The sequence below is a fragment of the Pseudomonas sp. A25(2017) genome, assembly GCF_002001065.1.
GTDB classification, from domain to species: Bacteria; Pseudomonadota; Gammaproteobacteria; order Pseudomonadales; family Pseudomonadaceae; genus Aquipseudomonas; species Aquipseudomonas kilonensis.
Genome location: NZ_MUOA01000065.1, coordinates 47684 through 58992 on the forward strand (window position 1 = coordinate 47684; position 11309 = coordinate 58992).

General features: G+C 61.7%; 7 protein-coding genes. 5 read left to right on the top strand and 2 right to left on the bottom strand.

What is annotated here, in order from left to right:
* The first annotated feature begins 12 nt into the window (after positions 1-12).
* From B0E42_RS15995 to B0E42_RS16015, 5 genes are all read left to right on the top strand, one after another.
* Positions 13-3192, top strand: a complete 3180-nt coding sequence (locus B0E42_RS15995; protein WP_018601485.1) for an efflux RND transporter permease subunit — start codon at positions 13-15, stop codon at positions 3190-3192.
* The gene (locus tag B0E42_RS16000; RefSeq protein ID WP_077506828.1) at positions 3189-4613 is read left to right on the top strand and encodes an efflux transporter outer membrane subunit; all 1425 of its coding nucleotides are present in this window, start codon (positions 3189-3191) and stop codon (positions 4611-4613) included. Before B0E42_RS15995 ends, B0E42_RS16000 begins: the two co-directional genes overlap by 4 nt.
* Positions 4614-4971: 358 nt before the next feature.
* Positions 4972-6030 carry a lipopolysaccharide assembly protein LapB gene (locus B0E42_RS16005; RefSeq protein WP_024618350.1) on the top strand — a complete coding sequence of 353 codons (1059 nt, stop codon included), beginning with the start codon at positions 4972-4974 and terminating at the stop codon, positions 6028-6030.
* 246 nt (positions 6031-6276) lie between these two features.
* Positions 6277-7779 carry an ATPase domain-containing protein gene (locus B0E42_RS16010; protein ID WP_077506829.1) on the top strand — a complete coding sequence of 501 codons (1503 nt, stop codon included), beginning with the start codon at positions 6277-6279 and terminating at the stop codon, positions 7777-7779.
* Positions 7776-9449, top strand: a complete 1674-nt coding sequence (locus tag B0E42_RS16015; protein WP_018601495.1) for a response regulator — start codon at positions 7776-7778, stop codon at positions 9447-9449. The genes B0E42_RS16010 and B0E42_RS16015 overlap by 4 nt, the downstream gene beginning before the upstream one ends.
* Positions 9450-9654: 205 nt before the next feature.
* On the opposite strand, the gene B0E42_RS16020 is transcribed toward B0E42_RS16015, so the two are convergent.
* Complete coding sequence (locus B0E42_RS16020; RefSeq protein WP_014338183.1) at positions 9655-10032, bottom strand: response regulator; 378 nt, start codon at positions 10030-10032, stop codon at positions 9655-9657.
* Positions 10025-11305 (bottom strand): hybrid sensor histidine kinase/response regulator, encoded by a 1281-nt coding sequence (locus tag B0E42_RS16025; protein WP_018601497.1) that lies wholly within the window; start codon positions 11303-11305, stop codon positions 10025-10027. The genes B0E42_RS16020 and B0E42_RS16025 overlap by 8 nt, the downstream gene beginning before the upstream one ends.
* Between the last annotated feature and the right edge of the window lie 4 nt (positions 11306-11309).

Below are 11309 nucleotides of genomic sequence, written 5' to 3' on the forward strand. Positions count from 1 at the left end.
ACTGAATCCAAGATGAAATTTTCCCAGTTCTTCATTTCGCGGCCGATCTTCGCAGCAGTGCTTTCGCTGCTGATCCTGATCGCCGGCGCCATCTCGCTGTTCCAATTGCCGATCAGCGAATACCCGGAAGTCGTGCCGCCGACCGTGGTCGTGCGCGCCAACTTCCCGGGCGCCAACCCCAAGGTCATCGGCGAAACCGTGGCCGCGCCCCTGGAGCAAGCCATCACCGGCGTCGAGAACATGCTGTACATGTCCTCGCAATCCACCGCTGACGGCAAGATCACCCTGACCATCACCTTCGCCCTGGGCACCGACCTGGACAATGCCCAGGTGCAGGTGCAGAACCGCGTCACCCGGACCGAGCCCAAGCTGCCGGAAGAAGTGACCCGGATCGGCATCACGGTGGACAAGGCATCGCCCGACCTGACCATGGTCGTGCACTTGACCTCGCCGGACAAACGCTACGACATGCTCTACCTGTCCAACTACGCCCTGCTCAACATCAAGGATGAGCTGGCGCGCCTGGGCGGCGTGGGTGATGTGCAGCTGTTCGGCATGGGCGACTACTCCCTGCGGGTCTGGCTGGATCCGAACAAGACCGCTTCGCGCAACCTGACCGCCACCGACGTGGTCACGGCGATCCGTGAACAGAACCGCCAGGTGGCTGCCGGTGCCCTGGGTGCGCCGCCAGCACCCAATGCCCAGGCTTTCCAGCTCTCGATCAACACCCAGGGTCGCCTGGTGAATGAGGAAGAGTTCGAGAACATCATCATTCGTTCCGGCGCCAACGGCGAGATCACTCGCCTGAAGGACATCGCCCGGGTCGAACTGGGTTCCAGCCAATACGCCCTGCGTTCGCTGCTGGACAACCAGCCGGCGGTGGCGATCCCGATCTTCCAGCGTCCAGGCTCCAACGCCATCCAGATCTCCAACGACGTCCGCGAGAAGATGGATGAGTTGAAGAAGGGCTTCCCGGCCGGGATGGACTACAGCATCGTCTATGACCCGACGATCTTCGTCCGGGGCTCCATCGAGGCAGTGGTGCATACCCTGTTCGAAGCACTGATTCTCGTGGTGCTGGTGGTGATCCTGTTCCTGCAGACCTGGCGCGCCTCGATCATTCCATTGGTGGCCGTACCGGTTTCGCTGATCGGTACGTTCGCGGTGATGCACCTGTTTGGCTTCTCGTTGAACGCCCTTTCGCTATTCGGCCTGGTATTGGCGATCGGTATCGTGGTGGACGACGCGATCGTGGTGGTGGAGAACGTCGAGCGAAACATCGAACTGGGGCTCACCCCCGTGGAGGCGACCAAGCGCGCCATGGGCGAAGTGACCGGCCCGATCATCGCCACCGCCCTGGTGCTGTGCGCGGTCTTCGTTCCGGCGGCGTTCATCAGTGGCTTGACCGGGCAGTTCTATAAGCAGTTCGCCCTGACCATTGCCATCTCCACGGTGATTTCGGCAGTCAACTCCCTGACCCTGTCACCGGCCCTGGCTGCCGTTTTGCTCAAGGGCCATGATGCGCCCAAGGACCGTTTTTCCAAGTTCCTGGACAAGGTTTTCGGCGGCTGGCTGTTCCGTCCGTTCAACCGCTTCTTCGAACGTGCCAGCCACGGTTACGTGGGCACCGTCGCCCGAGTGATTCGTAGCAGCGGCATCGCCCTGGTGCTCTATGCGGGCCTGATGGTGCTGACCTTCTTCGGCTTCTCCAACACCCCGACCGGTTTCGTGCCCGGCCAGGACAAACAATACCTGGTGGCCTTCGCCCAACTGCCGGACGCCGCGAGCCTGGATCGCACCGAAGACGTGATCAAGCGCATGTCCGATCTGGCCCTCAAGCAACCGGGCGTTGAAAGCGCCGTGGCCTTCCCGGGCCTGTCGATCAACGGTTTCACCAACAGCCCGAACGCCGGCATCGTGTTCGTGACCCTCAAGCCCTTCGACGAGCGCAAGGACCCGAGCATGTCGGCCGGCGCCATCGCCGGCGCCTTGAACGGCCAGTACGCCGGGATCCAGGAAGCCTACATGGCGATCTTCCCGCCGCCGCCGGTACAGGGCCTGGGCACGATCGGTGGTTTCCGCCTGCAAATCGAAGACCGGGGCAACCTGGGCTACGACGAGCTGTACAAAGAAACCATGAACATCATTACCAAGAGCCAGAACGTGCCGGAACTGGCCGGGTTGTTCACCAGCTACACCGTGAACGTGCCCCAGGTCGATGCCGCCATCGACCGTGAAAAAGCCAAGACCCACGGCGTGGCCGTCAGCGACATCTTCGACACCCTGCAGATCTACCTGGGTTCGCTGTATGCCAACGACTTCAACCGCTTCGGCCGCACCTACCAGGTCAACGTCCAGGCTGAGCAGCAGTTCCGTCTCGAGTCGGACCAGATCGGCCAGCTCAAGGTGCGCAACAACCGTGGCGAGATGATCCCGCTGGCGACCTTCATCAAGGTCAGCGACACCTCGGGGCCAGACCGCGTGATGCACTACAACGGTTTCATCACGGCCGAAATCAACGGTGCCGCCGCCCCGGGCTACAGCTCCGGCCAGGCTGAAAAGGCCATCGAGAAACTGCTCAAGGACGAATTGCCCAACGGCATGACCTACGAGTGGACCGACCTGACCTACCAGCAGATCCTCTCGGGCAACACCGCACTGTTCGTGTTCCCGCTCTGCGTACTGCTGGCGTTCCTGGTGCTCGCGGCGCAGTACGAAAGCTGGAGCCTGCCATTGGCGGTGATCCTGATCGTACCGATGACCCTGTTGTCGGCGATTACCGGGGTGATTCTCTCCGGTGGCGACAACAACATCTTTACCCAGATCGGCTTGATCGTACTGGTGGGACTTGCCTGCAAGAACGCGATTCTGATCGTCGAGTTCGCCAAGGATAAACAGCTCGAAGGCATGAACCCGCTGGCGGCGGTCCTCGAAGCGTGCCGCCTGCGTCTGCGGCCGATCCTGATGACCTCCTTCGCCTTCATCATGGGCGTGGTGCCCCTGGTGTTCTCCAGCGGCGCGGGTGCGGAAATGCGCCACGCCATGGGTGTGGCGGTGTTCTCCGGGATGCTCGGCGTGACCTTCTTCGGCCTGCTGCTCACCCCTGTGTTCTATGTACTGATCCGCAACTTCGTCGAGCGCAGCGAGGCCCGCAAAGCGGCCCGGGCTTTGAAACTGGAGGCGCAACAATGAGTTTGAAAGCGTTCGTGCCGAGCTTGCTGGTGTTGGCCTTGAGTGCCTGTGCCGTGGGCCCGGACTACAAGGCCCCGCAAACGGAGGCGGCGAACATCACCACCGCCACCGACGGCGCCGCCGGCCAGAAGAACTTCGACCGAGCCCGTTTCGAAGGCATCTGGTGGCAGCAGTTCGACGACCCGACCCTAAACGCGTTGGTGACCCGCTCGCTGGAAGGCAACCGCGAGTTGCGCGTGGCTTTCGCCCGCTTGCGGGCCGCCCGGGCGATTCGCGATGACGCCAGCAATGACGCCATGCCGACCATTACCAGCCGCGCCAGCAGCGAACTGGGCAAAGGCCAGAACCCGATGGGGCAAACGGACGACCGGGTCAACTCCGAGCGTTACGACCTGGGCCTGGACATGGCCTGGGAGCTGGACTTGTTCGGGCGCATCCAGCGTAACCTGGAAGCCACCGATGCCGACCAGCAGGCAGTCGAAGCCGATCTCTACCAGTTGCAGGTGACGATGATCGCCGAACTGGTGGATGCCTACGGTCAATTGCGCGGCGCCCAACTGCGGGAAAAGATCGCCCTGGCGAACCTCAAGAACCAGCAGGATTCGCGCAAGATCACCGAAAGCCTGCGTGATGCCGGCGTTGGCGATCAGCTCGATGTGGTGCGTGCCGATGCCCGCCTGGCCGCGGTGGAAGCCAGTGTGCCGCAGCTGCAGGCCGAACAGGTGCGCCAACGCAATCGCATCGCCACGTTGCTGGGCGAGCGTCCGGACAAACTCAGTGTGGACCTGAGCCCGAAACAGTTGCCGGCCATCGCCAAGGCCCTGCCCATCGGCGATCCGGGTGAACTGCTGCAACGGCGCCCGGACATTCTCAGTGCCGAACGCCAGTTGGCCGCCGCCACGGCGCGCATCGGCGTGGCCAAGGCGGATCTGTTCCCACGGGTCAGCCTGAGCGGGTTCCTGGGTTTCACGGCTGGACGCGGTTCGCAGATCGGCTCCTCGGCGGCCAACGCCTGGGCGCTGGGCCCGAGCATTACCTGGGCGGCTTTCGACCTGGGCAGCGTGCGGGCTCGCTTGCGCGGTGCCGACGCCGAGGCGGACGGCGCCTTGGCGACCTACGAACAGCAAGTGCTGCTGGCCCTGGAAGAATCGGAAAACGCCTTCAGCGACTACGGCAAGCGCCAACAACGGCTGATCGCGCTGATCCGCCAGAGTGAATCGAGCCGCGCCGCCGCCGACCTGGCCGAGATTCGCTACCGCGAAGGCACCGAGGACTTCCTCGTGCTGCTCGACGCCCAGCGCGAACGCCTGGCCGCCGAAGACACCCAGGCCCAGGCCGAAGTGGACCTGTACCGCGGCATCGTCGCGATCTACAAGGCCCTGGGCGGCGGCTGGAAACCGGAGACCGTTGCCAGCAACTGATCCCCCTTCTCAACCGAGCTCCTTTGGTTGGCCGCAACCAGCCAAATTTTTGCCCCGCCTCTCATTTGGACGCGGGGCTTTTTTTCGGCTGGCGCTAACCTCCACCTCCTCCTGTAGGAGCACCCTGTGGGAGCAAAGCTTGCTGAGGACAACCCTGTGGGAGCAAAGCTTGCTCGCGATAGCGGTGTGTCAGTTACGTTGATGCTAAATGTGCCGCCCTCATCGCGGGCAAGCCTTGCTCCCACATTGACTCGGGCAAACTTACCCTGGGCGCATGAGATGCTTCACAGGGTTTGACTCAAGCCCTTACCTGACCGAAGCTTGCGACATTTCACGCTTCTGGTAATGGATTCCCTGCATGCTCTCGCCTCGCCGCCGCTATCTGCTCCTCAGCCTCTGTGTCCTGTTGTTGATCGGTCTTGTCGCGGTGTGGCTACGCAGCACCACGCCGCAAATCCCCGAAGCGATCAAGCGTGGCTACAGTGATGCCTTGGAAAACGCCCGTAATGGGCAGCCAGGGGCGGCACGGATGCTTTACCAGCAATTGGGGCGTCCGGACCTCTCGCCCAAGCGCCGCGTATGGCTGCACGCCGAACTGCCCAACTACCCCAGCCCTCAAGCCCTGAAACTGGCGGACGCGGACCTGCACAGCGAATCGCCGGACGTGCGTCGAGCCGCCATCGGCAGCATCGTCGGGCTGGTGCCGACCGGCCAGCGCAGCCTGTTGCTCGGCCCGCTCCTGGATGATGATGACCAGAACGTCCGATTCGCCGCCGTGAACGCGCTGCTGGGCTTGTCGCCGGATGACCTCGGCTTGTATTTCGGGGCGATGCAGTTAGCCATCGACACCTGGGAACAAGTGCTCGAGGACGGTCCGAAAACCGCTGAGACCCACTACCAGCTCGCCCGACTGCACCTGCACAACGCCGAACTGAAGAAAGCCCAACTGGCGCTTGAGCAGACTTTGCGCCTGCAACCGAACAACCTGCCGGCGCTGGTCATGCAGATCGAAGTGCTGGACAAACAAGGCCAGGGCGAAGCCGCACGACAATTGCTCGCCCGACAGTTGCAGACCCAGCCAGCGTCGGCTTATCTGCAACATGCGCTGGGCATGTGGCTGCTGCAACACGGTCAGAACGAGTATGCACTGCTTGGCTTGGCAAAAGCGGTGGAACTGGAGCCCGAGAACCGCCATTACCGCTATGACCTGGCGACTACCCTGCATGCCGAGCAGGAAGTGGAAGCGGCGCAGAAACAGTTGCAGGAAATCGTCCAGCGCTACCCCGCCGACCGCAAGGCACGGGTGCTGCTGATCAACTATTGGCAGGAGACCGGCCAGTTGCAGAATGTTCAAGTCCTGCTGGCGCAACTTGAACAATTGAACCCTGACGACCCGGCGCTGCAACAAGGCCTGTAGGCGCTGCCGAAGGCTCGGGCCGCGTTCGGACGATCTTTTGATCTTAATCTTTCGCTTGCGACTCAATTGTCTGGGACAAGATCGCAGCCTCGCTTCGCTCGACAGCTCCTACAAAGTTGTGCAGCACACCGCGTTTTATCGATATAAGCGGAACCGCCATCACCGCCAAGGGTCAAGTGTTCAGGCAGTTGAATTCAGGCGTTACCCCGCCTGCTGCCCACTTCCCTAGTCATGAGAGGGCTATTTTTGTCTACATCTAACGAGTTGATCAGTGCAAAAGCCGCCACCGGCATCGAAGGACTGGACGACGTCCTTTCCGGTGGTTTGTCCCGCGGCCATGTGTTCCTGCTTGAGGGGGAACCGGGGACTGGTAAGACCACGGTCGCGCTGCATTTTCTGTTGGCCGGCGCCAAGGCTGGCGAGCGCTCGTTGTACATCACGCTATCGGAAACCGAGCGTGAACTGCGTCAGGGCGCAACCTCCCACGGGTGGACGCTGGACGACAATATTCATATTTTCGAGCTGACCCCACCCGAAAGCCTGCTCAATGCCGAGCACCAGCAGAGCTTGCTGTACTCCTCGGACCTGGAGCTGGGCGAGGCGACCCGGCAGATCTTCGAAGTGGTCGAACGGGTCAAGCCGACCCGGGTGGTGCTCGACAGCCTCTCGGAGATTCGCCTGCTGGCGCAAAGCTCCCTGCGCTATCGGCGCCAGATCCTCGCGATCAAGCACTACTTCGTGCGCTACGACGCCACGGTCCTGTTGCTCGACGACCTGACCACCGAGTCCCTGGACAAGACCGTACACAGCGTCGCCCACGGGGTGATTCGCCTGGAAGAACTGACGCCCAACTATGGCGCCGAACGGCGGCGGATCCGAGTGGTCAAGTATCGCGGGCAGAAATACCGCGGCGGTTACCATGACTTCACCATCATGGGTGACGGCGTGCACGTCTTCCCGCGCCTGGTGGCCGCCGAACACCGCGGCCAGTACCTGCGCCAACAACTCTCCAGCGGCATCTGCGAACTGGACTCGCTGCTGGGCGGCGGTATCGAGACTGGTTCCAGCACGTTGATCCTGGGCCCGGCGGGGACCGGCAAGTCGCTGATAGCACTGATTTTTGCCGCCGCCGCTGTGCGCCGCGGCGAGAAGGCCGCGCTGTTCATCTTCGATGAAGAACTGGGCTTGTTGTTCGAACGCATGAAAAACATCGGCATCGATCTACAAGCCCTGCAAGAGACCGGCAACCTGCTGATCGAACAAGTGGACGCCGCCGAGCTGTCCCCTGGCGAGTTCTCCCACCGCGTGCGCCGTTGCGTCGATGAGGGCGACATCAAGACCGTGGTCATCGACAGCATCAACGGTTACCAGGCGGCCATGCCGGAAGAGAATGCCCTGGTGCTGCACATGCATGAACTGTTGCTCTATCTCAACCGCAAGGGCGCGGCGACCTTCATGACCGTAGCCCAGCACGGCCTGGTCGGCGACATGCAGGCGCCCGTGGACATTACTTACCTGGCTGACACGGTGATTCTTTTGCGTTATTTCGAAGCGCTGGGCAAGGTTCGTCGGGCGATTTCCATCATCAAGAAACGTACGGGCAGCCATGAGTCGACCATCCGCGAATACCGCATCAGCGGCTTGGGCATGACCATCGGCGAACCGCTCGAAGCGTTCCAAGGCGTCTTGCGAGGGGTTCCCACTTACATGGGCGAGAGCAACCCGTTGCTCGGGGATGAACACCGGTGACGCTGGCCGAGCCCCTGTCCGAACGGGCGCTGATCCTCGCGCCGCTGGGACGGGACAGCCAGATCGCCTTGATGATCCTCAATGAAGCCGGTTTCGCCGGCCTCATTTGCCGTCATCTGGGTCATTTGTGCGAAGAATTGGAAAAAGGTGCCGGCCTGCTGGTGATTTCCTCGGAAGCCCTGGTGGGGCCCGATCTGGAAGCGCTGTTCCTGCACATCGAGCAGCAGCCGGCCTGGTCTGACCTGCCCATTGTCTTGCTGACCCATCACGGCGGCCCGGAACAGAACCCGGCGGCGCGTATCGGTACACAACTGGGCAACGTGACCTTTCTCGAGCGCCCTTTCCACCCGGTGACCCTGATCAGCCTGGTGACCACCGCCCTGCGCGGCCGTCGAAGGCAGTACGAAGCCCGCGACCGCCTGATCGACCTCAGCAACAGCGAACTGCGCCTGCAAACCACCCTTGAAACCCTCGAACAGCAAGTGGAAGAACGCACCGCCCAGTTGCGCCATAACGAAGAAGCCCTGCGCCAGTCGCAGAAAATGGAAGCGGTCGGCCAGCTCACCGGCGGTATCGCCCACGACTTCAACAACATGCTCACAGGGATCATCGGCAGCCTCGAACTGCTGCGCCGACGTCTGGCCCGGGGCCGCACCGAAGACCTGGACAGCCTGATCGACCTGGGCGTGACCTCGGCCAACCGCGCCGCCGGCCTGACCCATCGCCTGCTGGCGTTTTCCCGTCGGCAATCACTGGACTCCAAGGCCGTCCAGATGAACACGCTGGTGCTGTCCATGGGCGAGTTGCTGCAACGCAGCCTCAACGAAAGTATCCGCCTGGACATGCGGCTGGACGAACAGCTCTGGGTCGCCGAAGCCGACCCCAACCAACTGGAAAGCGCCCTGCTCAACCTGGTCCTCAACGCCCGGGATGCCATGCCCAACGGCGGGAACCTGGTGGTACAGACCTGCAACCAGCACCTGGACGCCGATTTCACCGACGCCTACACCAACCTGGAACCCGGCGACTATGTGGTGCTGAGCGTGCAGGACAGCGGTTGCGGCATGCCCGAAGCGATCATCGGTCGCGCGTTCGATCCGTTCTTCACCACCAAGCCAATCGGCCAGGGCACCGGGTTGGGCCTGTCGATGATCTATGGGTTCAGCAAGCAATCGCGTGGCCATGTGACCATCGACAGCGAAGTCGACAAAGGCACCACCGTGAACCTTTACCTGCCGCGCTTTCGCGGTGAGGAAATACACGAACCTCAGGTCACCACCCCACACGCACCCTATGCGCAGGACGGTGAGACCGTGCTGATCGTCGAGGACGATCCAGCGGTGCGAGTGCTGGTGAGCGCGGTGTTGAGCGAGCTGGGCTATGCCTTTGTGGAAGCGGCCGACGCCAACAGCGCAATACCGATCCTCCAGTCAGGCCAACGCATCGACCTGCTGATCAGCGACGTGGGCCTGCCCGGCATGAATGGCCGGCAACTGGCGGAAATCGGCCGGCAGATCCGCCCGGACCTGCGGGTGCTGTTCATCACCGGTTATGCGGAACACGCAGCGGTACGCGGCGGCTTCCTGGACCCGGGGATGCAGATGATCACCAAGCCGTTCACGTTTGATTTGTTGACGGCCAAGGTGCGGGAGATGATCACGGTTCCTTGATTCAGTGAGAGGGCCCTTAACTCTGTGGGAAGGGCCTTAACTCTGTGGGAAGGCCCTTAACTCTGTGGGAAGGTCCTTGATTCTGTGGGAGCAAAGCTTGCTCGCGATGAAGTCACCTCGGTTTCAGAAAGACCGAGCAGCCCTCATCGCGGGCAAGCCTTGCTCCCACAAAAGCCTTGCCCAATCCAAACAATACTTTTGAAACCTACGACAACATCGACTGCATGATGCTCTGCAGCTCATCCAGGTCGAACGGCTTGTCCAGGATCGGCGCCTTGCGGGTAATGGGGCTATCGGTGTCGCGCACTTCCTGCGCGTAGCCGCTGATGAAAATGACCTTCAGCTCGGGGCGCAACTTGACCGCAGGCTCGGCGATCTGCACCCCGGAGATACCACCCGGCAGGCGGAAGTCGGTAATCATCATGTCCAGATGAGGCTTGCTCGCCAGGATCTCGAACGCCTGGGCACCGTTTTCGGCCTGCAGCACCCGGTATCCCTCGCCCGACAGGTAAGCCGACAGCACCATCAGGATCGACGGGTCATCCTCGACGATCAATACAACATCTTGCGCATCTTCACTCATGAGAAGCCTTTGTTCGATCAATAGCTGCTGATACGACCTTGGGGTCTCGCAGAGGTTGCGTCTGTTCGGCGGTTTTGTCCAAGACAGTTTTCTGCAAGGGCAGGCAAACACGAAACAAGGCTCCGTCATTGAGGCGACTGTTGACCGTGATCGTCCCGCCATGGGCCGCGACAATCTGCTCGGAAATGAACAGCCCCAGGCCCAGGCCAGCAGCGGCCGCCTTGGACGATACGCGCTCGAACTGCTGGAAGATACGTTTCTGGTTTTCCTCGCTGATACCGATGCCATGGTCCTGGACCTCGATGCAGGCGTGGTCGGGCGTCTTGTAGACGCGCACCTCGATCGGACCCTTGCCGCCGTAGCGCAACGCATTGGTCAACAGGTTCGAGACCACCTGCTCGATACGAAACTCATCCCAAAGCCCCTCCACCGCCGGTTCAGCCATGCAGGTCAACGAGCACTCGGCGACGGCGATCTGCGGCTGGAAATTGCGCAGCAGGTTCTCCACCAATGCCGTCAGGTTGAAGCGGGTCGGACGGATCGACAGCTTGCCGGTGCGAATCCGCGACACATCCAGCATGTCCTCGATCAGCCGGATCAGGCTCTTGATCTGCCGCTCATCGCGTTCGACCATCGCCCGCACTTTATCCAGGCTGAAGGCGGCGGCGTTGTCCCGGGCCAGGTGCATCTTGCGCAATTGTGTCTCGAGAATGAGACCATTGAGGGGCGTACGCACCTCGTGGGCGACGATGGACATGAAGTCGTCACGCATGCGCACCGCTTGCTCCAGCTCGCCGCGGGTGGTCTCCAGTTGCTGCAACAGCACCTCCTGCTCGCGGCGACTCTGCTCAAGGGCTACGACCTGCTCCTTCATGGCCTTTCGTTGACGGTACAACTCGACGAACACATTGACCTTGCTTTTGACCGCCTGGGTGTCCAGCGGCTTGTGCAGGAAGTCCACCGCACCGTTTTCATAACCGGTAAAGGCATAGTTGCGTTCACGACCGGCGGCACTGACGAAGATGATCGGAATGCTGCGGGTCTTCTCCGTGCCGCGCATCAGCTCGGCCAGTTGGAAACCATTCATCTCCGGCATCTGCACATCGATGATGGCCAAGGCAAAGTCGTGTTGCAGCAACAGCGACAGCGCTTCGTCCGCCGACGGGGCCTTGAAGACCTCGCGGTCGTGCCCCCTGATCAACGCTTCCAGGGCCAACAGATTCTCAGGCAGATCATCGACGATCAGCAGTTTGGCTTGAACATCTCTTGGCATGTGG

Bases quoted from the DNA above. Each gene is read 5' to 3' on its own strand.
- B0E42_RS16025 (WP_018601497.1), bottom strand. From the start codon at position 11,305: ATGCCAAGAGATGTTCAAGCCAAACTGCTGATCGTCGATGATCTGCCT.
- B0E42_RS16005 (WP_024618350.1), top strand. From the start codon at position 4,972: ATGCTCTCGCCTCGCCGCCGCTATCTGCTCCTCAGCCTCTGTGTCCTG.
- B0E42_RS15995 (WP_018601485.1), top strand. From the start codon at position 13: ATGAAATTTTCCCAGTTCTTCATTTCGCGGCCGATCTTCGCAGCAGTG.
- B0E42_RS16020 (WP_014338183.1), bottom strand. From the start codon at position 10,032: ATGAGTGAAGATGCGCAAGATGTTGTATTGATCGTCGAGGATGACCCG.
- B0E42_RS16000 (WP_077506828.1), top strand. From the start codon at position 3,189: ATGAGTTTGAAAGCGTTCGTGCCGAGCTTGCTGGTGTTGGCCTTGAGT.